A 22,926-nucleotide genomic window follows, 5' to 3' on the forward strand; every position below is an offset into this window, starting at 1 on the left:
GCAGTGTTAGGTCAGCGTGATGATAAATCGACGCCTGGCCAAGGCCAGGCGCCAATCCATCCAGCGCTTACATCCAGTACCGCAAACCGAGCATCAAGGACTGGGCGTTGTATTCGGTTTCCACATCAGCCGGGGGCAGGCCCTGGATCTTGCCGAAGTTCGCTTCGCCGGTCTTGAAGTAGCGATAATCCAGGGACATGGACCAATGCTCGCTGAGCTCGTAAGCGACGCCGGCGCCGAGCTGCCAGGCCGTGACGGTGTCGCGATGGGTGCCGCCGAACTCGACGCCGCCCGCTTCCAGGCCCTTGATGGTCAGCACCGCGTAGCCCAGGCCACCGCCTACATAAGGTGTGAAGCGGCTGAAGGGGGCAGGCAGGTTCGAGATGTCATACCAGAGGTTGGCCATGAGGCTGCTGGCTTCCTCTTCGCCTTTGCCCTCGATGCTGCTTCCGCCCTCGTAGATCCGGTTATTGAACTGGTCCATGGTGTTGCGGCGGTAGCTCAGCTCCAACTCGGGTCGTAGCCCGACCGGGAACCGCCAGCCCATTGCCAGCCCGGTGGCGTAGCCCGAGTGCAGCGGTTGATTGTATTCCATCTCGACGAATTCGTTGTTGTTCTGGGTCAGGTCCTGATTAGAGACCCAGTTCAGGCCACCCATGCCACTGACATAGGGGCCGAGGTTGTCGGCGAAACTCGATGCTGGGGCAATGGCCCCCAGGCCAACGATTGCCATGAGCAGATACTGGGTGTCTTTCTGTAGGTTCATGCTAGATCCGAAATGTACTGTTATCGATAAGTAAGCAAAGCGAGTCCGGGAAGGCGCGTTCTGCACGCGTGCTTCCGGGAGGCATTCACACGAGGTGCAAAGGCGTCGCGGTTTTCTCGTGTCCTGGGGCGCCGATGGCCCGCTGTTCAGCCAGCTTGCACAGGTTGTCCAGTGCCGTGGTCATCGCTGCGGTCAACGCTTTGCGCAGCAGTGCGCGATACAGGAAACTCAACGGCCCGGAAATTTTCGCGCTATGGATGACATGGGTTTCATCGGGAGAAATCCTGCGCATCTGATGATCGAATTCGAGGTCGATCCACAGCAGCCGTGCACTGTTGCGATAGCTTTCGTGCAGGCTCACGGCTTCCAGTTTCAGTGGCATGTTCAAGCCGTTCTTGAGGACACATTTGCCGTGTGTCCCCGCCTGGAAAGGACCATCGAGTTGACACCGGCGAACGTCGGTATCCCATAGCGGCGCTTCTGCAAAATTGCTCCAGATCTTCCAGATTTCAGAAGGGGGCGATTTGACTATGACTTGCACTTTGACATCGTTCACGGCGACACCTTGGTTGTGGGGGGCACGGTCATGCTGGAGGGCAGATCCATTCAATGCTCAGGCCGCCGGTGCGGATTGACTCAGCACCTGGGCGGTAATGCTCGCTTGACCGATTTTTTCGCCCCGGTTGAACAGGTCGATATAGATGCGGTTGGTCTTGAAGGCCTGGAGCGCCGCATCAAAGCCGGCTTGCGGCGCCAATGACAGCGGGCTGTTCCTGGGGATGGGGCGATCCAGGGTGAAGCTCAAGGCCAGCAGATTCATCGGGGTATTGAGTGGAATCCGCAGATGGCTGTGGGCGATCTGCATGTAGCACTGGCGAGCGACTTCGAGGAAATACACCATCGAATAGTGCTCGGGATCACCGGCCTGGAAGAAGTGTTCCTGCGGCAGTTTCAACGTGTCCACGCTCAGGCCCTGGGCGACGCTGCTCATCTCGCTGACGATGACGTTCTCCTCCCTGGCCTTGTGCAACAGGGCCTTGTTACGGCAGGGCGTGGCGGTGAATTCGCTGGCTGGCAATGTCTCGAACGCCGAGCTGTAGCCCATCCCCAGGACGCAGGTGCACATCACTTTTCCACCTTGCATGACCTTGGCATTGAACACCTGGTGATCCTGGCCTTGCTCTACATGCAGATCGATCACGCCCTGCTTCTGCACGTATTGCTGGAACTTGATCGTCAGGCTCTTGATGTAGGCGACCCGTCCGCTCAGAGGCGGCATCGCCAGTTCGATCAGTTGCAGCACGCCCTCGAGCAGCAAAATGCCCGGGACGTGATCCAGGGGATGATCGAAGAAGTACGGGTGCGCTTCATCCACCACGAGCTGGGCGTACAGCGACTGTGGGCTGCGCTGGGCGTTGGCGATCACGATATGTTCCGCGCTGCGCTGCCAGTGCGTCGGGCGCTGGGTTGTGTCGCCACGGTGCAGGGCGAACAGGCTTTCCATGGCGCGAACTCGCACGCGAAGCCCGGAGAGCAAGGTGCTGGTGAGCATGTCGCTGAGTTGCTGCACGTCGACGCCATCGTTCTGCGGTTCGCGAACCACGCTGACAGGCCGGGCTGGCGTGATGACCTGCTGCAGTTCGTGGGATGACGAATGGGCAAAGCGCAACATGAAGGGATGCTTGATGGGCGAGCTGGCTTCGGCCGCCGCCGGGCTCCATTGGCGAAGCTTTTCGGTAAACAGCCACATCACCGTCTTGCCGGCGTCGCGCACCTCGATCACTGAATGGGTCGCGCCCTTCAACATCACCGCCAACAGGGTCTCGATGCCACTGGCTTCAGCCAGGAAGCCGGTCATCTCCTGCAGTGATCCGCTGGCAGGCGTCGCAGCAGGCTGCAACTCACAGACGTCAACGTTCGAATAGTCGCTCGGCGCTTTGCCCAGCCGTTGGCAAGCTTCTTCCAACGAGCCGGCAGCGTGGGCGAGGACCGCCGCGCGGATCACCAGCAAGGGTTTGTCAGCGGCATCCGGTTGATAGCGACGCAGCGCGATCAGCCCCAGTCCTTCACCTTGCGTGATTGTGCTGCTCCGGGCGCGCTCGACCTCGATTTCACCGCTGACAAAACGCCCTGCGCCGAGCAGCAGCGTGGTGATGCCGTCGTTGAACCATTGCGGCGAGGCCAGCAAGGTTTGCCAGAACAGTCCGGCCGTGCCGACCAGGGTCTGATGGAAACCCTTGAAGTCAAAAATCTGCGCCGGGTAGCCGGACAACATGTTCGGCAGCATGGTTGCCACGTCCGTCACCTCGACGCCCGGTGCCGTACCTTGCGCCCGGGAGTAGAAGGTGTGGGCGCTGCTGTAGGCATTGCTGAAGCGCTCGCCGCCCATGTTGCAGCACATGACCATCGCTGTGCCGGGCGAACCGGCCACGCCTGGCAAGCGTCGCAGCAGATGATTGACGCGATCGGTGATCAACAGCTTGAACGGGTCGACATGAGCCAATGGCTTGGGACCCATGCCAAAGCCATCGATATCGATGACGTGGTCTTGTGCGAGGAATTTGCCCAGCAACGGTTGGCCGGGCGCCGGGGTGTAATCAACGAAGCGCCCATAAGGGAACATGACCGAGGGGGCGGCGGGTTGATCGAGTTGCTGCTGGAATGACTGCAAGGAACGGTGGCTGCCCAGCGCTGCTTCAGCCTCGACAATGGCAAGGTCGAGCATGACCACGCCACTGGCGCTCGCCGGGGGCGTGGCAGGGCGGTCGGCGGGAATGTATTCGTCCACCACCAGGTGCGCGTTGGCGCCGCCGAAACCAAAGCTGGAGATGCCAATGCGGATTGCAGACTGACGCTGCTCCAGCGGGTGTACCTGCTGGGTGGCGAGTCGCAGGCAGGTCTCGTCGACCTTCGTGCTGGGGCTGTAACCGGGCTGCGGGGGGATGCCTTTATGGCGCAGTATCATCAACGCCTTGGCGAGCGAAGCACCACCGGCAGCGGCCAGGGGATGGCCGATGACCGACTTGATCGAACCGATGGTGATTTTCTTGCCGTCCGGACGATGGGGGGCAAAGAAGCTGTTCAGCGAGGCCAGCTCCGTTGCGTCCCCCAGCGGTGTACCGGTGCCGTGGGTCTCGATGTAGTCCACATCGCGTGGATCGAGGCCGCGATAGGCACGTTGGTAGGCCGAGTACTGGGCCTGTTTGCCTGGCGCGAACACCGAGCCTTCGGCGCCGTCGGCGGACATGCCCAAGGCGCGCAGCACGCCCAGGGGACGGCGCTGCGCCGTCAGGGCCTGGGCAACCGGTTCGACCAGAAAGGCCACCGCACATTCGCCCGGCACGATGCCGTCGGCGTCCTGGCCGAACGCTTCCATCCGCGCGCGGGCGGAAAAAGCCGTCAATTGCGAGAAACCCAGGAACAGCGCGGGTGGCAGCACGGTGTTGAGGGCCATGACAATCGCGTTGTCCGCCTGGCCACTGTTGACCAGCGCCTGGGCCATATCCAGGGCATAGGGGAACGAACTGCACGCGGTGTCTACTGATAACGCCGGCCCGCCCAAGGCAAAGGCCGCCGCCAGTTCCGCTACTTGTTCGCCCGGTGTAAAACCCTGCGGTGTGTCGGTTTTTCCGGACATGCCGGTGACGAAATAGCTCTCGTCACTCCAGGAGGTCGCGACCACCAGCGCGGTGCGCTCCCTGTTCAGCGCCGAGCCTTGTCCAGCGAGTTGGGTGAGCAGCGCCTGGAGCACTTTCTTGCCGATGGCGACCTGTCGTCCTTCGTGCCGTGATGGGGTCGAGGCGTCGTCGGTCAGACAAAAAGCGCTGTCCAGGTAGATGCGATCCTTTTCCCCGGTCGTGCTTGAATAGATCGACGCCTTGTCCAGTTCCCAGCGTGCCGGCATGGATTCGATCGGTGCGATCTGTCCTTGCGAGAGCAACTGCCAAAGCGCATCCGTGGACGGCGCCCCCGGAAACTCGCCCGCCATCGCGCTGAAGCAAAAATCGCCCGTTGTTGTTACTGCGCCACTCATACCCTGTCTCCCTGATCGCAAAAAAGCTGGGTGACCTGTTCGATCACCCGGATTCCATTCCTGTCGCTCGTTACCGGTCAGCTCAGCCTGGCGAGCAACGACAGGGCATCTTGGGGCGTGCGACGGGACATCAGCGCTTCACCGGCAAACTCGCTGGCAGAGCACTGTTGCGCCATGGATTGGCAGAGCGCCTCGCGGGCAAAGCCGTTGAGGCCCAGTTGTGCGAATGGCGTCTGGATATCGATTGACTGCGCGGTGTCCGGGATCAACGGAGACAGGGCGTTGAGCAGCAGGTTTTCTTCCTGCCCTTGAGTGTCCGTCGTGGCCGGTGAAGGCTCGTCGCCAGGCACCGCCTGCGGCTGGGGATCGGCCAGGGCGGCTTGAATCAGGGCGATGGTTGCCTGCGGGAACTTGGCGTTGGCCAGTTCGGAACTGTGGGCCTTGAGCTGAGGCCACATGGCGACTACCGACTCCAGGAAGTCCAGCTGCACCAGCGAATCCAGGCCCAGGCTTTCATAGCTTTGTGTCGGGTCGATCTGCTCGACCGTAAAGCCGGTGATGGTCGCCAATTGCTCGAATACCCACGCTTGGACGTCCACCGCTGGCGCCTGCGGATCGGCTTCAAGCCGCGCCAGCAAAGCGGTTGGGGTAGGGGCATCGAAGAGCTGCGAGGTCAGGTCTTTCTTTTCCGGGAAGTGCTGGGCCAGGGATTCGAAAATATCGACCAGCCCCAGCGAATCGATCCCCAGGCTCTCGAAGCTCTGATCGAAGTCGATCTGTTGTGCCTGGAAGCCGGTGACCTTGCTGATTTCCGCACGCAACCATTGCCCGTAGCTGAGTGCATTTGTCTCTTCGACGGCTGCGGCGGCTTCGACGACAGGCGTCGACGCCAGTATGGTCGGGTTCGAATGAACCGGTTCCAGCACGGGAACACTCTTGTTGACGGCAGCTTCGGTCCCATTGGCATAAACGCCTTCAAGGACTTGTTGATGAGCATTGAAATAATGCGCAGTGACCGTTTCAGCCTGTTCCAGGAGTCGCAGTAATATCGACTCTTTGGCGATATTGGATTCGCACAGTGAATCAATAATCTTTTCGGAAAGAGAGAAATAGCTATGGGCTATTCTCCCATTGGACACAATGAATTCCTGTACAACATCGTTAAGTTGCAAGCGCATAAAGTTCTCCTAACCAAGTCGGTCGACATTTCTTTAAGTAAGAAAGATCAAAAATCATGGCCCAGGGCAGGGCCTTGTTTATATCAAATCATCAAACTGGCAGTAGCCATGGAGCGACTTAAAGTTGGAGTTCCACTGCTTCGGTCTCGCAAGACATTGTTTTTCTGGCGCCCTTGAGTAACCCGGACCTTACATTCAGATACGTCATCAGCGTTATTGCATCGGCGCCGAGGAAAGCGATATAGCCGTCAGGGCGAATCAGCATCATCGTGCCTTCCTTGGCGTGATAACGCTTATGCAGTCGCCAATCGGGGTCCAGCAACGTCGAGTGCCAAGCCGGCAGGCCGGCGCTGCTCAGGGCGTCGATCACGCAGTAGGCCTTGATGCCTGGGTAGTCCTTTTCCACCGACTTGGCCAGCGTGTAGTAGCCTGGCAACAACGGCGAAAACTGATCGGCCGCGCTGAAAATCAACAGCGTGAATGTCCCGTGGAACAAGTCGATCAAGCGTTTTGCTGGCATCCCTTGCAGTTGCCACAGTTCGACATCGGGCGCCAGTTGCCCGGCGCGAGGCGGTGCGGTCTGGAACTCGGGTTTTTTCCCTTTCTTGCTCCAGTTCTTGCGCTGCTTCTTCGTCAGCGATTCTTGAATGTAGTCACTTTTCTCATAGTGATATTGATGACCGGAAATCATCGATGGCAGTTTGCGCTGGGCCTTTTTGCGGTTGCTCAACAGCGGCAGGACGTTGTCGCGAAGCCACACCAGGGCGCGACGCTGGACTGTAATCAGCCCCGTCAGCCGGTGTGCGGTGTTCTCGACTTCCAGGGCAACCGGGTAGCGCTCTTCGTTGTAGCTGTCGAGCAAGGACGGATTCGCCAGGCCCTGATCGACATAGGCCATTTTCCAGGCCAGGTTGTAGGCCTCGGAAACCCCCAGGTTCATCCATTGGCCACCGATGGGGCTGCCGATATGCGCCGAGTCCCCCAGCAGAAACACGGAGCCTTGTTGCATCGATTGCACGCGGCGATGCTGGAAGGAGGCGATGGTGGTCGATGAAATGTTGGACAGCGTCATCTTTTGCCCGCGCCCTTCGCACAAGCGCTGGAAGTTTTCCAGGCTCAAGGATGGGCGCTCGCCTTCTGGCGGCAGGTTGTAGGGCATTTCGATGAACAACCGATAACGCGATTGAGCACTGATCGGTGCAACGGCTACATAACCGTCCTGCGCACCCAGGAAGAATGCGCCCTCATCCTTGCTTCCGGACCACTCGATATCGGCATCGGCGAGCATGAAGAAGCGGTCGTAGGACGAGCCTTCGAAGGTCATGTCCAGGCGTTTTCTGATGTTGCTGCGAGCACCGTCGCACGCGGCCACCCAACGACTGGTGAAGTGTTCGTCGGTGCCGTCGGCATGCTTGAGCGTCATGCTCACCGAGCCCGGCAGGTTTTCGATGTCCACCAGTTCGGTATTCCACTCCACCTCGGCACCCAGCGCCTTGAGCCGCTCCAGGAGAATTTTCTCCGTTTGCGGCTGTGGCAGGCTCAGCAGCAGGGGATAGGGCGCGTCCAGGTAGGAGAAGTTGTAGTTCAGTACCCGCTTGGCATTCGATTGCACCGAAAACTGGTTGATCGTGAAGCCGTCGCTGATGGCTTGCTCGGCAACGCCCAGGTCCCGAAAGATTTCCAGGGTCCGGGAATGGATGGCCATCGCCTTGGTCGCCGTCGAGGGACCAGCGTTCCTTTCAATGATGCGGAACGACACGCCCCATTTCTTCAACAGGATTGCCAGGGACAGGCCAACAGGGCCGGCACCGACGATCATGACGGTCGGGGCGCTGCCAGGTCGCTTGAAATGCTTGGGGGCCAACGTGCTCAGAGTGTTCATCGATCAGTACCAGTTTCTGTAGAAGGGAGAGTTGGCAATGCTGAGCAGGGCATCGTCGCCTGATGAATCGCCGTAGGCATAAATGTAAAAATCATCAAGGTTGCTCAAGCAGCCCTTGAGCCGCGTGACTTTCTCTCGCTCTACACAGTTGGTACCGGATATTCCGCCGGTCAGCTTGTTCTTTGCCGTTGCCAGGCGTGTGCCGCACACATAGTCAAAACCTGCGGCCTGGCCCCAGGGGATCAGGTAGTTCTCCGGCGAATTGCTCACCAGTGCGGTGACGTGCCCCATGGACTGATGCCATTGCAGCCGCCGCATCGCCTCGGGCCTGAGCCAGAGCGGCAGCAGCTCGCTGATGAAATACTTGGCGTGCTCGCGCTCTTGCTCCACCGACAGGCCGCCCAGGTAGCAGGCAATGAACGCCAGCCGTGCTTGCATCAGCGGGGTGATGCCGACGATCACGCTGAGCATCTTGGGCAGCAGGGGAATGATCCGCAGCCAGAACGAGCGGGTGCCCACGATATAGCGCATGTAGCGCCAGAACGTGTGCCGGTCGGTCAATGTGCCGTCGAAGTCGAAAACGGCCAGGACCGGTTGTGTGCTATTAGCGTGCATGTGCCTTTTCCTTGAGAGAAGTAATCTCGATGGTCTTGGGCAGCTTGAAGCCCGATAAGTAGCGCGAAAGCAGGGTGGACAGCGCGTTCTGGGTCAGCTCACCGGTCCCTTCGACGCACAGGTGCAGCACGTTGACTTCCTTGTGGTCCGGGACGATATAAGCCTTGGCGCGCACCACGTCGGGGTGCTTGAGGGCGACGGATTCGATTTCCACCAGGTCGACCATCTGCGCCTTGATCTTCGAAATTCGCAGGCGTTGGCAATAGAAAAACACATGCCCATCGTCGTCCTGCCAGACCAGGTCACCGCTGTGGAACCAGCCATCGCGGAAGAACCGCGCATTGGTGTCCTCGGCATCGTTATAGCCGTCGATCACCATCGAGCCGCGTATCAGCAATTCGCCGATACGCCCAGGCGCTACGTCCTGGCCCTGGGCATCGACGATGCGCAGTTCCACACCGCTGATCGGCTGGCCCATGGCGCCACGGTGGACCGTGCCAATCGAACTCTGGACGATCACGGGCATGCTTTCGGTCAATCCATAGCCCTGCAGCACCGGATTGCAGCCCAGCAACCTCCCCAGTTTCTCGGCTTCATCGGCCGGCAGATGGCTGCCACCCGAGTAAATCATCAGTTGCGGGTGCAGCGGCAACAGCGCGCCTTTGCGCTTGGCCAGGCGTGTATTGAAGTAGCGAATGACGTCGGGCACCAGGCAGGCGAAGGTGACCTGATGCTCGGACAGGACTTCAGCCAGGTCTCGATTGAGCAGGGTGTTGGTCATCAGCAGGGTGGCGCCAATGCTCAAGGGAAACACCATCATCACGGACAGGCCGAAGATGGCATACAGCGGCAGCGTCACCAGATGAACGGATCCAACGCCTTGCAGATGAAAGTGCTCATGCAGCCCGTCGCTTGATTGCGTCAGGTCGAGATAACGGTGGGAAACCGCCAGGGGCCGGCCGATGCCACGATAGGTGAATTGTACCGAGACGATCGGATTGCCCTCGGGCAACACCAAGGGTTCGATCTGGCAAGGCAGTTGAGAGAGGGTCGTTGCGTTGGCGGGCAGGGACGATGACGGCTCGCTCCCACCGTCCAGCACCAGGGAGTGCCTGACACCGTTGTCAGCCTGGAATACCTCACTGTGTTGCACCCATAGCGCTTCGGTCGTGACCACGAGCGTCGGCCTGGCGAGGCTGACGACATTGGCCATTTCGAAGGGGGTCAACTTGTAGTTGAGGATGACCGGAATGGCACCTCGCCCGATGATCGCCAAGTAGTAAGCGATGAATGCCACCCCATTGGGCAGCACCAGCGCTACTTTGTCGCCAGGCAATACACCAAGCGCTGTAAGAGCGCCATTGCATTGTTCAGCCTTGATGTGCAACTCTCGGTAAGTAACGGTATCTTCTTCCGTGTCCAGATGCCGAATAGCAACTTGCTCGGGGAACGATTCCGAAAAACCGACAAAACGATGCAGAAAACCTTCTTTATATGAAAGGCTTTTCATTTACCAACCTCTCTCAATCCTTGGATGTATGGCTAGTCAAAAAAAGTACTACAGAGGCAGGCTATATATGAATTGTTTCAATTAAGCATCTGTGTAGTTGTTAATCCGATACCAGTCCAGGGTATCGGTCAGGGTTTCAGCAACAGGGCGGAACTTGCACTCCAACTCCCGTGAACTTTTGTTATGGCTGAAATGAGTACGGCCTTGTTCCTGCTCCATGAGCTTGACCGTGGAGGTACTGATGAGCACCGGTTTTTTGGTGATCCGGTAGTAACCTTCATAGATAAGCGCGATGACTCGCAGCATGAACAGAGGCACTTTTCGCTCTGGGGCTTTTATGCCACTGACGCTGGACAGCGCCTGGAAAATGCTCTTCATGTCCATGTGATTGCCGGCCGCCAGGTAGCGCTCGCCGGACCTGCCACGGGTGATGGCTGCGATTTGATGCTCGGCCACATCCCGGGCATCGACAACGGAAAAGCTGCCGGGAAGTACACCGGGCAATTTTTGTCCGACAAAGTCGAGCAGGAACTGTCCTGAGGAAGTAGGGCCGATATCGCCGGGGCCGAACATCCACCCGGGCAGGACCATGGCGATAAACATGTCCGGGTGCTGGGCCAGGAATTGCTGGACCTTCTGTTCGGACAATATTTTGCTCAAGTAGTAATCGTCAGCCTCCAGTTCACTGCGAGACATGGTTTCATCGATTACTTGATCCCGATTGCCCTTCAATACGGCAATGGAAGAGGTGTGGACTGCACGACGGATACCGGCGTCATAAGCGGCTTGCAACAAGCGCTCGGTGCCGGTCACGTTGGTGTCATACAGTTTTTGCCAATGTTTCCCGCCTTTGTAACTGTCGCGGAAATAGGCCGCCGTATGAAACAGGGCATCACAGCCTTGCAGGGCGTGGGCGAAGGCCTCGACGTTGAGCATGTCGCCTTCGACAAACTCCACGGGCAGGCTGCCGAACTGTTTCCTGGCTTTCTCTACGGAACGAACCAACGCTTTTACTTTGATGTTCCGCTTTAACAGCGCACGAACGACATTATTCCCGAGCAGGCCAGTAGCGCCTGTAACGAAGGCATATTCCATTAAAATCCCGCTCCTGTGAGGTGACCTGGCATTGCATCGAGAGTGGTGTCACTGACTCGATGCGCTGATCAGGCGTTGGGCTCCACCAACGGCGCAAGTAAAAACCATTCGGTATCTGAAAATCAAGTGGTATTTCGTCGGATCGACGAGCTGATGGCTCTGAATCGGGCTTCGCGCACGTTTTTTCAGGCTCCGGTGCATGGTCGAGGGCAGGAAAATTTCCGGTTTGGCCGCTCAAAGGGACGGCAAGGACTCATCAAAGAGAGCGAAACGAAGACTGTGATTCACTCCTGTCCCGGCAAAAACTGTGGCCGGCAGCCCATCTAGGGTGCCTTTGCGGCTGTTCCAACTACATGGCACATACATGGCATTTTTTGAAAGTTAAAATGTAAATGATTGAACAGGGCGCGTATAAGATATGATGGCGAAAACGGGTTCCGTACAGTGAGTAATCGATTCGTTGCATTCAGTTACACATAGCTATCTTGTTTGGCCAAAGGAGCCGAGGGCGTGATTAAAAAGAGACTAGGTCGAGAAGAGAGCCAGCAAGTAACAAGAGACAAATTGTTCGACACAGCCACTGAGCTGATGATCCGAAAGGGCTTTCATGCCGCCAGCGTCAACGTTATCGCCGAAGAGGCGGGCTTTTCCAAAGGCGCCTTTTTCTCAAATTTTTCAAGTAAATCGGACTTGCTGCTGCAATTGACTCAACGCTTCAAGCGAGTTGAGATCGACCGACTGAGTACGACCCTGGCATCGGGATATTCGGCGGAGCAGTTGAGCCACGGCTTGAATGCCTATATCGATACGCTGAAGAACAATACCCGCTGTGCGATCCTCGATGCCGAGTTGCAATTGATCGCCTTGCGCGATGAAGAATTCTCGCCGCATTACTACGACTTGCATGAGGAAAACAGCGAGGCCTTGGGCAAGTTGATTACCATCATATTCAATCACGCTGGCAAGAAGCCGCCGCTGGCCTACGCCGCGCTTGCCAAGACCTTCACCGCCCTGGCGGAAGGCCTGATATTGCAAGGGCATAAAGACCCGGCTATTGAAATCAAGCTGGTGTTGAACTCGCTCATCCAGACTGCAGAACCCCTGTAGTCCTCCGCTCTCCTTGCTGATAGGCCCGCGACGGGTGTCCAGCATCTGGTTCGCTAATACCGCTGCCTGGATCGACGGTCCCATGAATCGATATTGACCGTACAACCGTCATCGCGAGCAAGCTCGCTCCCACAATGGTCCAGCGCTGAATGCAACGTTCATAACCCCCCCCCAGATCCCCTGTGGGAGCGAGCTTGCTCGCGAAAGCGGTGGGTCAGCTTGCATCAATATTGACTGTGCCACCGTCATCGCGAGCAAGCTCGCTCCCACAATGGTCCAGCGCTGAATTCAATGTTCATAAACACCCCGGATCCCCTGTGGGAGCGAGCCTGCTCGCGATTGCGGTGGTCCAGCTGGCAGCGATGTTGGGTTAGGGCCAAACCTGATTTTTTTAACTGCTCGGATTCGATTTGAAAACACCGCTGAGAATGAAGGCATAGCGTTCCGGGCGGATGAAAAACGTCGTGCGGTCGCAGCAGCGGCCGTCGGCAAAATAGGACGTGCGCTCCATGACCAGCAGCGCGGCGCCGCGTTTGACCTGCAACGCACTGGCCAGGCTTTTGTCGGCTTCCTGCGCACGGATCGCCAGGTCGGCACGGGTGACCGCCAGGCCGGTGATCGACTCGAGAATGGAGTAGATCGGCTGATGTTCGACTTCAGCCCAGGCCACGCTGGCCAGCGCTGCCGGTAAGTGGCTGCGTCCCAACGCGATGGGTTCGTCATCGACGAAGTGCAGCCGCTCCAGGAGCAGGCAGTCGTCTGCTTCCTCAAACAAACCCCGCAGGGTCTCTGGAACGGGCTGCAGGGCATGGCTGACCACCTGCATGCTCGGTTGCAGCCCTTGCAGCAACAACGCCTCATGAAAACTGCGCAACGCATCCAGGCCGTGGCGTACCTGCTTGGCCGCCACGAAGGTGCCTTTGCCTTGTTTGCGCTCCACCACGCCGTCGTCGCTGAGCTTGCCCACCGCCAGGCGAACCGTGACGCGGCTCACCCCGAACCGTTCGCCCAACTGTGCCTCGGACGGCAGCTTGCCGCTGGGTTCGTAGTCGCCACGTTGGATTTCCTCCAACAACTGATGAGCGATCTGTTCGTAGAGCGAGGTGGTGCTGTCGCGAAGAATGGACGTGGACACAGTCAGCTTCCATGGCCTTGAGCGGGGCAGGGTGCCTTCACTTCTAAGGTTATAAAAATAGGTTATTGGGACTACTTGTATTAATACGTATTATGTCAGGCATTCCCATTGTAAACGACCTGACGACACTTGCCATGCTCAAAACCTTTCCTTACGCACAGCCGCAAGCCGATGCCCTGAGGGTCGATGACATCAGCTTCAGTTACCCCAATGGGCACCCCGTGTTTTTCGCTTTCAGCCTGAATGCCAAGCCTGGCGAGTTCGTCGCGATCCTGGGGCCATCGGGTTGTGGCAAAACCACCTTGCTGAACTTGTTGTCGGGGTTCGTGCAACCGCAAAGCGGCCGTATCACGATCAACCAGACAGCGGTACGTCCGGAGCGTTCGGAATTGGGCTATGTGTTCCAGGCACCGCAACTGTTTCCCTGGTTGAGCGCGTTGGAAAACGTCCGTTTCGGTCTGCGGATGAGTGCCCGCACCGACGCATCCCAGCAGCGCGCCCAGGCGTTGCAGTACCTGCGCCTGGTCGGTCTGGAGAATGCGGCGCATCGGCTGCCGCACCAGCTGTCCGGCGGCATGCAACAGCGCGTTTCCCTGGCCAGGACCCTGGCACTGGAGCCTAGCGTGTTGCTGATGGACGAACCGTTCGCCGCGCTCGATGCGATCAGCCGCAACAGCATGAACGAAGAGACGTTGCGCATCTGGGCCGAACTGGGCCAGACGGTGTTGTTCATCACCCACGACATCGACGAAGCGGTGTTCCTGGCCGATCGGGTCGTTGTGCTCAACATCGCGCCGGGCGGTATTCATAGCGAGCTGGAGATCCACCTGCCGCGCCCCCGCAGCAACCTGCAAACCCGCCGCCTGCCGGCCTTCCTGGATTACCGCAATGAACTGATGACGCGCATTGCCCAGGTGATGGACGCGTCCCAGGCCATTGCTCACCCCACCCCTCGACTTGAGCTGACAGCATGATCAAACGTTCGCTGCTTGCCTTTACATTGTCTGCTGCCACGTTGGCAGGCAGCGCATTCACCGTGGCGGGCGAGGAGAAACCCTTGCGTGTGGGGTACGTCTTCGCCATGGCCAACGCCCCGGCGCTGATCGCCGACAAACAGGGTTACTACCGCGAGGAAGGCTTGAACATCGACCTCAAGGCGTTGGGCGATGGCCCGGTGATCCAGCAGGCACTGGCCGCCGGTGAACTGGATGTGGCCTACGTCGGTACGCCGCCGGTGTACCAGTGGTTTTCCCGCGGTCTGCAAAGCCGGATCCTGGCGAAGGTCAACTACGGTCAGGCTGCAGTGATTGTCGACGCCAAGAGTCCGATCACCAGCCTGGATGCGCTCAAGGGGAAGAAACTGGCCGGGGTCAAGAAGGGCAGCGGCATGGATGTGCTGCTGCGCGGTTATGTCCTGAAGGAGAAGGCCGGGCTCGATCCTGACAAGGACCTGGACATCATCGACATGCCGCCGGGCAACATGAACGCGGCCCTGGAACGCGGTGTCGTCGACGCGGCATTTTCCTGGGAGCCCTTCGTCAGCCAATCGGTGTTGCGTGGCTCGAGCCGGATCCTGCTGGACGTCAACCAGGCGCTGCCCCAGTACCCGTGGTACGTGGTGATCGCCCTGCCGAAAACCTTGCAGGAGCGCCCGGATGATGTGGTGAAGCTGCTGCGGGCCCATCGCAAGGCCATCGCCTTCCTCAATGAGCATCCCGCCGAGTCCAACCGGCTCATCGCCGAGGCCTTCAAGCTTGAAGCGGTGCAAGGCACTGACGGCAAGACCATCGCCCCGGACGCCATCGTCGCCCAGGCCCGTACCCGGCTGGGCTGGTCGGCGGATTTGCAGGCGTCGGACATCCAGTTCATCCAACGTCTGATGGATTACTCCCACGACCTGGGCTTTATCGAGACCACGCTCAAGACTGATCAGATCGTGGATACCTCCTACCTGGAAAAAGCCGCGCACTGAGTCCGTCATGTCCTTGCCAAAACCGAATTGGGGATGGGCGTCGCTGCCATTCCTGCTGTTGATCTGGATCGCCCTGGCGAGCCGCTTTCCCACCTACATCCTGCCGCAGCCCTGGGACGTTGCCCGCGAGGCGGTGCGCTGGCTGGGCGACCGTTCGCTGTGGCAGCACCTGCAGGCCAGTGTGCTTGAAGAGGTGGGCGGCTTTTGCGCGGCGGTGATCGTTGCGATTGCCCTGGGCACTGGCGCTGGCCTGTCCTCGCGTTTTCGCGACTTTATCTCGCCGCTCAACAGCCTGTTCATGGCCATCCCGCCGATTGCCTGGGCGCCGCTGATCATGATCATTTTCGGCCTGGGTTATGTGTCCATCGTGCTGGTGATTTTCATTGCTGCGATGTTCCCCATGGCGGTGACCATCCAGGAGGGCGTGCAGAGTATTCGCGGCGGTGAAGTCCGCGCGGCACGCACCTTGGGTGCCAACGCCTGGCAACTGTTGGCCCACGTCTACCTGCCGGCCTCGTTGCCGTTCGTGACCGCCGCCTTGCGCATTGGCTTCAGCCAGGGCTGGCGGGCACTGGTCGCGGCGGAAATGATCGGCGCCTCCCAGGGCATCGGCTGGATGGTCTCCACGGGCGGCCAGATCGGCAACAGCAGCCAGGTGCTGCTGGGCATTGTCGTGATCGGCCTGATTGCCTGGCTGATGGAGAGCTTTGTATTCCGGCGCATCGAGCGTCACTACCAGAAATGGCGCGTGCAATAAGCGCTGCCTGCTTGTCTTCGTCCCCCTTTCAAACCTTCAGTGGACCACTGCACGAGGTGTCATGTGAGTAACGTTTTCGATCCCCGCGAAGCCGGGCATTACATCGCCCCGCAAGGCCTGTACGAGCGCAACAAGAAACGTCCGTTCCTGGGCAGCGTCCACTGTGACCGTGACACGCTGGTCGCCGGGCAGTGGGATGAGATCACCCTGGTCTACGAGGTCGGTGGCAGCGGCCTGGCCGACGGTGCCTGGCTCAAGCTGGCCTTCAAGTTCTACTCCGACTGGGCCTTGTTCCAGACCTCGAACCCGGCTGGCCCCAACTACGTCAGCGCCGAATACCAGGCCGGTGAACGGGTGCCCGGCCAGAGCCAGGCCACGGTGCAGCACTTGAAAGTGCGCTTCGACCAGAAGGGCCATGAACGGCCGTTCCAGAAAGCGATCATCATCGACATCATCGACGGTTACCTGAACCCCGGCGACAAAGTCATCATTCGTCTGGGCGACCGACGCCAGGGCGGGGCGGGGACGCGGGTGCAGAGTTTCGTCGAGAAGGACTTCCGTTTCCGTCTGTTCATCGACCCGTTGGGCAGCTCGAAATTTGCCGAGGTGCCGGGTGATCCCTTGCTGGACATCGTGCCGGGACCGGCGCGGAGCGTGCAGTTGATCATGCCTCGATTGGTCAGTGCCGGTGAGGCGTTCGATGTCCTGTTGCGGGTGGACGATGCCTGGGGCAACACCTGCCGAAACTTGCCGCTCAACGGTGTCTTGACCCTCGTTGACCCGGAAGGTGGCGAGCGCCAACAGCCGTTCACGCTGGCCGCCGAAGGTTGGGCCACGGTCCGGCTCGAGGGGCTTGATCTCGGCGCCGTGGGCGAGTGGCGTTTGTCCGCCAAGGTGGCAGAGCCTTTTGTCGACGGCGCCCAGGCCTTTGTTACCGTCGACCCGGCCGGTACTGCGTTGCGCCCGCTCTACGCCGACCTGCATGTGCACTCCGATGACACGGTGGGTACCAACGACACTCTGTACAACCTCAGCTACGGTCGCGATGTCGCCGGGCTCGATGTACTCGGCTACACCGCCAACGACTTCAATATCACCGAGCAACGCTGGGACCAGGCGGTCAAGTTGATCCACGAGCTCAACGAGCCGGGTCGATTTGTTTGTTATCCCGGCACCGAATGGTGCGGCAATTCTTGCGCCGGCGGCGACCGCAACGTGGTGTTCCTGCATGACCGCAAGCCCGAGTTCCCCTTCGACAACCAGGGGCGGCTGGTGCGTTCCTTCGAATGGAACGAGTTCACCGCCGGCACCATCAAGCCGGGCGCCTGGCCGGTGGACGAGTTGTACGCCGCCTATGCCAAGGACCCCGAAGGGCATCTGATGATGCCCCACGTCGGCGGACGCCGTTGCAACCTCGACTGGCATCACCCGGAGCTCGAGCGGCTGATCGAGGTCGGTTCGGCCTGGGGCCAGTTCCATTGGGTCTACGCCGAAGCGCTGCAGCGTGGTTATCGGGTGGGCGCCGCGGCGAACAGCGATGAACACCAGGGCCGCTGCGGTGGCGGCGTGCCGGCCACGGCGGTGTTCGGTTCCCGTGGCGGGCTGACCGGCGTTGTCGCCGAGGCTTTCGACCGCGCCAGTGTTGGCAAGGCCTTGCGCGCCCGCCGCACGTTTGCCACGACAGGCGAACGTTCGTTCGCCAGCTTGCGTCAGGGCAGGCACTTCATGGGTGAAGTCTTCACTGCTGATTCGAATGCCACCTTGGACTATCGACTGTTGGGCGAGGCGGGCTGGGAGCAGGTCGATCTGTTCGATGGCGACAAGCTGATCTGGTCGCGCAACCTGCATCAGGAACTGGGTTTTAGCACGCAACGCATTCGCCTGCGCCTGGGGGGCGCACGGATCAAGGACCGTTATCGCGGCGCCTACTGGACCGGTGAGATCCGCATCACGGGCGCGGTCATCAATGGCTTTCGCGCCTTGGGCCTCGACCATCCCGAGCAGACCGTATGGCGCAAGGATGCGACGGTCCTGGCATTTCGCACCGACACCAACGGCGATACCGACAGCATCGAAATCGACCTGTCGCAACTGGCCGGCGCGACGCTGCAGGTCCACAGCCGTATCGACAACTACGTCAAGGTCGGCGACCCGTCCGAGCCGCAACCTTACGTACACGCGCCGACGGTGTTGATGACGCTGTCCGGCGAACAGTTGCTGGCGCAATCGCAAGTGGTCGAAGAGTTGCCGGGCGCGGAGTTGAAGGTGTCCCTGGAACGGGTGACCGCCGCAGCGCTGCCCCGTGAGTTGCAGGGGACAATCGAACTGGCCCGGTTGGGTCTTGAGCCAGGTCGTGAACACCCGTTGTTCATCTGCGCCCGCCAGCGGGATCAATCACGGGTCTGGACCTCGGCACTGTTCCTGACTCTGTAGGAGCTGTGTTGAGCTGTGTAGGAGCTGTCGAGTGCAACGAGGCTGCGATCTTTCCCCAGCCACTTGAATCTCAAGCGAAAGATCAAGATCAAAAGATCGCAGGCTTCGCCAGCTCCTACAGGGCCCAGCGGGGGCGACCCCTGGCCACGTTTCGCGCAAAACCCCGACAGTCCCAGCAAGCCTGAGGAAGCCCGGCAATCGCCGTTGCTGCCCCCGGCCGGTGTTTTTGTCAGAGCTGCACTCGACGAAGTCTGCCGCGTAACGGCACCGCGCTTCCATCTGGCGTAGGCAGTGGCCGCCCGACCAGCCCCATGCCTTCGCTGACCAGTACCGCGTCGGGTACCAGGCACAGGTTGGAAGGGGTATCCAGGTCGCGGGCGAGTACCGTGACCTGGGCGGTTTGCAAGTCGCAGCTCAGCAGCCGCCCACTGAACCGGGTAAAGCCGCCATGCAGGGGTTCGCCGTGCCAGTCGGGGAGCAGCGGTTGTTGCAGGCGCTCGCAGAGTTCCAGCACCAGCAGCTGGCCGTTGGGGCGCAGCGCCAGCCCGGTGGGCAGTTGCAGGCCGCGAATCAGGATGTCGATCCTGGCGCTGGCAGGCCAGACCCGGATCACCTGGCCGGCCTTCTCGGCAAAGTCGATGCCCTTGCGGCTCGGGTCGCCGTGCAGTTCGCCCGAGAACAGGCTGATCAGCACGGCGTCTGTCGCCGGTTCGTACACCAGGGTCACGGGAACGGCTTCCTGGCCTTGATCCAGTTCGGGCAGTTGCGCCAGCACGTGCTCTTCCTGGCCTGTGACGAACTCCACCAACTGATTGGTATCGGGCTTGACGGCCAGCCAACTGCCACGGGTCGGGTGGTAGCACAGCGCATTCAGGTTGCCACGGCTATGAAAGACCGGTTCGGGCGGTGTGAATTGCAGGTCCAGCAGTTTGGAACCGGCGACGTAATCGGTCTGGCTGACCAGACAGCGTCCATCACCGCAGGCGATGTCCGACACCCCCATGATTTCATCGCGCAGCATGCGCGCCTGCATGTTCATGGCGCGAAACCCTTGCGCCAGGGTTTCGCGGGGCAGGTAGGTGCCGGGCCGCTGCGGATCCGGTCGCAGTCGACTGATACGACCGCTGAAGGGTTGGTCGGGCAACCCCGAGCCTGCTTCGGTCAGCAGCAGGCTGCCATCGGCTTGCAGGCAAAGGCCGCGAGGGTTCAGCAAGTCCTCGGCGACCAGGGTGCTGGGGCGCAGGCTTTCCCCAGGGTGTGCGGGGATCTGAAGGGGAACGGGCATAGGCTCTCTCCGTGAATGAGAAGGGGATACGGTCATTGCGGCGGCTGCCACGGTTCACCGGTGAGATAGGCCCGCAGCAACGCCCGTTGGCAGGGCGACATCGAGCGCACCACGGGCATGAACAGCGTGGTGCCTTTGTAGACGTCCGAGGTGCGGGCGAGGATGGGGTTCTTGGCGCCCATGACGGCGTCGGGCTGATTCAGCGGGATATAGCGCGACATGGCGGGGAACGCGAGGTAGTGAAAGCGCAGCACGTTGGGGTACATCAGCGGCCAGGTGATGGTGGTGCCCTGGGGAATACCGAAGTCGGTCTGGGCGTACTTGCGAAAGTTGGTGAAGTAAGCGCTGCTGTCGAGGCCATTGGCCGTGCAGGTCAGGGCGACGAAACCGGCCTGGGCGGCGCTGCCCGGCTTGACGGTGACGGGAAAGCTGACAGACAGCTCGCCACTGCCGACGGTCAACGAATCAGGGAAGTCGAGGAAGTCCCAATATTGTGGTTGATCGTAGACAGCGGGAGCCGCCGCTTGCAGGCCGATTTCGGTCGTACTGGGGACCGCCCCGCCCAGGTACCTGACCTGCAGGGTGATCGACAGGCCGTTGGGGTAGTCCTCCAGGTACACGTTGCGCCGGTCGGCATAGATCCGATAGGTCGACTCGGTGGCTTGCAACGTGGTGCCGGCGACCTTGCCCGGTGCGTTGATCGCCAAGGCAGAGGTGCGTACTGCCTGTAGCTGGTCGGCGGTCAGGGGCAGGTCGACGATGCCGCCATACACGTAGTAGTCGAATAAAAAGCGGCTGGTCGGCTCCAGGGTCGTCAGGGTGGTGGCGCCGGCGCTGATGGTCACGGTGCCGTAATCGGCGTTGGGGCCGATCGGGCTGGTGATGTCGTCCCTGACGGCGCGGAAGGTTTCCTTCGGAATGACGTTCACCATGTCGATGCTCAGGTAACCGGTGTTGTCCAGGTCGGCATAGCCGGCATTGCCGGTACTCTGGTTGACCAGTTGCCGGCCCGGCTGGCAGTTCAGCGGCTCGTCGGCGAAGGCCGGGGCCAGTGTGCCGATGACCCGGCCGATGCTCGGGTTGGGCGTGTACTTGCCGGCGGCGTAGTCGGCGTCCAGTTGTTCGGTGGTCATCGTCGGGCACATTTCGAACATGACGAAACGCAGGACGATGCCTGTCGCGCCCGGTGCCTGGATGATCGAGCGCAGGCCGCTGCTGTTCTGGTTCCAACTGACAACGCTGCTCAAGGGGAAGGTCAGTTGAAACGTGCCGCTGGCGTGGAAAGAACCCGGCGCGTCCATTTTTTTCGGCAGCAGCACACGTCCCGCCACGTCGAAACTGCTGCACACGGTGTTGCTGCGGATCAGCAATTGGATGTTGTCGTTGCCACCGATTTGCAGGCCGCCGACGAAGATTTGGGTGGTCGTCGAGGCGGTGGGGTCCAGGTCCACCATCATCGGGCCGGAAACGGGTCCCTGGCCGGTCACCGGGTCCACCGAACCGAGCAAATAGACGGCCTGGCCCACCAGGTCGCCGGTGGTGTTGATGCTGCCGGGGATGCCCTGGGAGCTGATCAGGGCGTTCTGCATGTCGACGACATGCTGCCCGTAGTGATTCCAGCCACCGGCGGTGTAGTAGTCGCCGGTGGGGGCATTGATCATGTTGTTCAACTGGTCGTCGGAGTAGGACTCGGCGCTCGGTGCCAGGGTCGAGGTGGTCAGGTCGAAGAGCGGCCAGTCATCGTTGCCATCGTAAGGAATGGTCGGGGAGTTGTTCGGCAGGCTGACGTCTGTGCGGATACCGCCCCAGAAGTTCAGCCGTGGTCCGTTCAGGATACTCATGAGTTATTCCTCGTCCTTGATGGTTTTGCCGACAGGCGAATTGGCGAATTTGAACAGGTAGGAGTAGTCGGATTTGTAGGGACTCTTGACCGGTGTCGCCATGGAGTGGCAATTCATGCAACTGCTGTTGGGCTGGATGTAGCTTTCCATGGTTACGTTGGCCGAAAGGGCGGGGGTCGGCTGGCCCAGCGGGTTGCTGGGGTTGTCCGGCATCAGCGGGCGCTGGGTGGTGATGAGTTGGTAGTACTTCAATACGCTGCGTTGCAGGTCCGGGTCGCTGCGGTAACGGGCGTTGACCTCGTTGGTGATCTCGGCGATCGGCGTGAAGCGGTTCAACGGGTTCGGGGTCTGGAAGGTGGTGCCAGGCTTGGGCACGCAGACCAGGTGCGCGCCCTGGGTCTGCCAGTCGCAGGGCGACTGGTTGAGCGTGGCTGCCGGGGCGCTGGCGTTGAAGTAGGAATAGGCCGTGCCGGAGGTCGGCTGGTCGACCCATACACCGTTCACCCGTGTTTTGGGCGGAACGTTGTCGATCTGCTCGAAGGTCGACCAGATCCACTGCGCATAGCCGTTCACCTTGGTGATGACGTGCAGCCCCACCAGGCCCAGGTAGGCCTCGGTGACGCCGGTGCGCTGGCCTTGGTCGTCGAACGTGGCCACGCGCGCAAGCATGGTCAGGTAGCGGCTGGCATTGTCATTGGGGGTGAGGATGCGCCAGCTCGATTTGACCTCGATGACCCCATAGGGAAAGTTGATGTTGTTGGCTTTGGAAACCACATCGGCGTTATAGAACTGGTTGGCGACGATGTAGTTGTAGGAGGTCTCGTTGGCCGAGATATCGTAGTAGGTCGGGTTGCCGGCCTGGTCGATCAGCCAACCGCCGACGGCCTGGTCGACGGCATTCACCTGGGAGCTGTTCTTCAGCGCGGCGATGTTGATGATGCCCAGGCTCTTGGCAAGCTGCGGGGTGTTCCAGGGACCTGGATCGGCCCCCCGTGGCAGGAAGGTTTCTTCCACGGTCTTGTAGGTCTGCCAGACGGTGTAGCCAGGGTCTCCCGGTTGTTTGCTGCAATCGGGATCACCGCGCTGCCCCGCCTGGGCGGGCCAGTTCACGGCGATGAACAGCTGCCAGCTGTATTGATCGAACAGGTCCTGGCTGGCGTTGGCCGCTGGCGCGGTGCTGGGGGGCTGGCAATTCAGGCTGGTGGCCTGCGCCTGTTGCAAGGCTTGCTCCTGGGATTGCTCCAAGGCCTGGGCTGGAAGGTTCGCCAAGCCCAGTAGTACCACGGTGAGGCGGATTGAAATGTTCATGGCGATCCT

The 22,926-nt window shown here is 60.2% G+C and carries 17 protein-coding genes; 5 read left to right on the forward strand and 12 right to left on the reverse strand.

Annotated features, from left to right (window positions below; all coding sequences use genetic code 11):
• Nucleotides 1-67 precede the first annotated feature (67 nt).
• From LOY50_RS12335 to LOY50_RS12370, 8 genes are all read right to left on the reverse strand, one after another.
• Nucleotides 68-766, reverse strand: coding sequence for an outer membrane protein (locus LOY50_RS12335; protein WP_253473939.1), 699 nt, complete (start codon nt 764-766; stop codon nt 68-70).
• 85 nt (nt 767-851) lie between these two features.
• Complete coding sequence (locus LOY50_RS29130; RefSeq protein ID WP_214511826.1) at nt 852-1,322, reverse strand: SRPBCC family protein; 471 nt, start codon at nt 1,320-1,322, stop codon at nt 852-854.
• 57 nt (nt 1,323-1,379) lie between these two features.
• The gene (locus tag LOY50_RS12345; protein ID WP_258690989.1) at nt 1,380-4,799 is read right to left on the reverse strand and encodes a beta-ketoacyl synthase N-terminal-like domain-containing protein; all 3,420 of its coding nucleotides are present in this window, start codon (nt 4,797-4,799) and stop codon (nt 1,380-1,382) included.
• Between the two features lie 77 nt (nt 4,800-4,876).
• A complete protein-coding gene (locus tag LOY50_RS12350) occupies nt 4,877-5,977 on the reverse strand; it encodes a phosphopantetheine-binding protein (RefSeq protein ID WP_258690990.1) in 1,101 nt (366 codons plus the stop codon).
• Between the two features lie 118 nt (nt 5,978-6,095).
• Entirely contained in the window at nt 6,096-7,859 is a 1,764-nt protein-coding gene (locus LOY50_RS12355; protein WP_253473945.1) for an FAD-dependent monooxygenase, read from the reverse strand.
• Between the two features lie 3 nt (nt 7,860-7,862).
• A complete protein-coding gene (locus tag LOY50_RS12360) occupies nt 7,863-8,474 on the reverse strand; it encodes an HAD-IB family hydrolase (RefSeq protein ID WP_018603840.1) in 612 nt (203 codons plus the stop codon).
• Nucleotides 8,464-9,984, reverse strand: coding sequence for a class I adenylate-forming enzyme family protein (locus LOY50_RS12365; RefSeq protein ID WP_258690991.1), 1,521 nt, complete (start codon nt 9,982-9,984; stop codon nt 8,464-8,466). The genes LOY50_RS12360 and LOY50_RS12365 overlap by 11 nt, the downstream gene beginning before the upstream one ends.
• Before the next feature lie 81 nt (nt 9,985-10,065).
• The gene (locus tag LOY50_RS12370) at nt 10,066-11,079 is read right to left on the reverse strand and encodes an SDR family oxidoreductase (RefSeq protein WP_258690992.1); all 1,014 of its coding nucleotides are present in this window, start codon (nt 11,077-11,079) and stop codon (nt 10,066-10,068) included.
• A 510-nt stretch (nt 11,080-11,589) separates the two neighbouring features.
• On the opposite strand from LOY50_RS12370, the gene LOY50_RS12375 reads away from it, so the two are divergent.
• Nucleotides 11,590-12,186, forward strand: coding sequence for a TetR/AcrR family transcriptional regulator (locus LOY50_RS12375; protein WP_253473951.1), 597 nt, complete (start codon nt 11,590-11,592; stop codon nt 12,184-12,186).
• Between the two features lie 391 nt (nt 12,187-12,577).
• Here the strand turns inward: LOY50_RS12375 and LOY50_RS12385 are convergent, their stop codons facing one another.
• Nucleotides 12,578-13,321, reverse strand: a complete 744-nt coding sequence (locus LOY50_RS12385) for a GntR family transcriptional regulator (RefSeq protein ID WP_253473954.1) — start codon at nt 13,319-13,321, stop codon at nt 12,578-12,580.
• Between the two features lie 134 nt (nt 13,322-13,455).
• Here LOY50_RS12385 and LOY50_RS12390 point away from each other — a divergent pair, with 134 nt between their 5' ends.
• The 4 genes from LOY50_RS12390 (at nt 13,456) to LOY50_RS12405 (ending at nt 18,483) form a co-directional block, all read left to right on the forward strand.
• Nucleotides 13,456-14,295 (forward strand): ABC transporter ATP-binding protein, encoded by an 840-nt coding sequence (locus LOY50_RS12390; protein ID WP_253473957.1) that lies wholly within the window; start codon nt 13,456-13,458, stop codon nt 14,293-14,295.
• Nucleotides 14,292-15,293 carry an ABC transporter substrate-binding protein gene (locus LOY50_RS12395; RefSeq protein ID WP_253473960.1) on the forward strand — a complete coding sequence of 334 codons (1,002 nt, stop codon included), beginning with the start codon at nt 14,292-14,294 and terminating at the stop codon, nt 15,291-15,293. The genes LOY50_RS12390 and LOY50_RS12395 overlap by 4 nt, the downstream gene beginning before the upstream one ends.
• Nucleotides 15,294-15,300: 7 nt before the next feature.
• Nucleotides 15,301-16,050, forward strand: a complete 750-nt coding sequence (locus LOY50_RS12400; protein ID WP_053179194.1) for an ABC transporter permease — start codon at nt 15,301-15,303, stop codon at nt 16,048-16,050.
• A gap of 63 nt (nt 16,051-16,113) precedes the next feature.
• Nucleotides 16,114-18,483 (forward strand): hypothetical protein, encoded by a 2,370-nt coding sequence (locus tag LOY50_RS12405; protein WP_258690993.1) that lies wholly within the window; start codon nt 16,114-16,116, stop codon nt 18,481-18,483.
• A 229-nt stretch (nt 18,484-18,712) separates the two neighbouring features.
• Here LOY50_RS12405 and LOY50_RS12410 read toward each other — a convergent pair whose 3' ends face one another.
• The 3 genes from LOY50_RS12410 to LOY50_RS12420 are packed head-to-tail and all read right to left on the reverse strand — an operon-like array spanning nt 18,713 to nt 22,917.
• On the reverse strand, nt 18,713-19,768 hold the full coding sequence (locus LOY50_RS12410; protein ID WP_258690994.1) for a hypothetical protein: 1,056 nt from the start codon (nt 19,766-19,768) through the stop codon (nt 18,713-18,715).
• 32 nt (nt 19,769-19,800) lie between these two features.
• Nucleotides 19,801-21,609 (reverse strand): hypothetical protein, encoded by a 1,809-nt coding sequence (locus LOY50_RS12415; RefSeq protein ID WP_258690995.1) that lies wholly within the window; start codon nt 21,607-21,609, stop codon nt 19,801-19,803.
• Between the two features lie 3 nt (nt 21,610-21,612).
• Nucleotides 21,613-22,917, reverse strand: a complete 1,305-nt coding sequence (locus LOY50_RS12420; protein WP_258690996.1) for a hypothetical protein — start codon at nt 22,915-22,917, stop codon at nt 21,613-21,615.
• Between the last annotated feature and the right edge of the window lie 9 nt (nt 22,918-22,926).

The sequence above is a fragment of the Pseudomonas sp. B21-010 genome, assembly GCF_024749325.1.
Lineage (GTDB): Bacteria > Pseudomonadota > Gammaproteobacteria > Pseudomonadales > Pseudomonadaceae > Aquipseudomonas > Aquipseudomonas kilonensis.

Bases quoted from the DNA above. Each gene is read 5' to 3' on its own strand.
- LOY50_RS12370 (WP_258690992.1), bottom strand. From the start codon at position 11,079: ATGGAATATGCCTTCGTTACAGGCGCTACTGGCCTGCTCGGGAATAAT.
- LOY50_RS12415 (WP_258690995.1), bottom strand. From the start codon at position 21,609: ATGAGTATCCTGAACGGACCACGGCTGAACTTCTGGGGCGGTATCCGC.
- LOY50_RS12390 (WP_253473957.1), top strand. From the start codon at position 13,456: ATGCTCAAAACCTTTCCTTACGCACAGCCGCAAGCCGATGCCCTGAGG.
- LOY50_RS12410 (WP_258690994.1), bottom strand. From the start codon at position 19,768: ATGCCCGTTCCCCTTCAGATCCCCGCACACCCTGGGGAAAGCCTGCGC.
- LOY50_RS12355 (WP_253473945.1), bottom strand. From the start codon at position 7,859: ATGAACACTCTGAGCACGTTGGCCCCCAAGCATTTCAAGCGACCTGGC.
- LOY50_RS12365 (WP_258690991.1), bottom strand. From the start codon at position 9,984: ATGAAAAGCCTTTCATATAAAGAAGGTTTTCTGCATCGTTTTGTCGGT.
- LOY50_RS12350 (WP_258690990.1), bottom strand. From the start codon at position 5,977: ATGCGCTTGCAACTTAACGATGTTGTACAGGAATTCATTGTGTCCAAT.
- LOY50_RS12345 (WP_258690989.1), bottom strand. From the start codon at position 4,799: ATGAGTGGCGCAGTAACAACAACGGGCGATTTTTGCTTCAGCGCGATG.
- LOY50_RS12400 (WP_053179194.1), top strand. From the start codon at position 15,301: ATGTCCTTGCCAAAACCGAATTGGGGATGGGCGTCGCTGCCATTCCTG.
- LOY50_RS12420 (WP_258690996.1), bottom strand. From the start codon at position 22,917: ATGAACATTTCAATCCGCCTCACCGTGGTACTACTGGGCTTGGCGAAC.
- LOY50_RS12335 (WP_253473939.1), bottom strand. From the start codon at position 766: ATGAACCTACAGAAAGACACCCAGTATCTGCTCATGGCAATCGTTGGC.
- LOY50_RS12395 (WP_253473960.1), top strand. From the start codon at position 14,292: ATGATCAAACGTTCGCTGCTTGCCTTTACATTGTCTGCTGCCACGTTG.
- LOY50_RS12360 (WP_018603840.1), bottom strand. From the start codon at position 8,474: ATGCACGCTAATAGCACACAACCGGTCCTGGCCGTTTTCGACTTCGAC.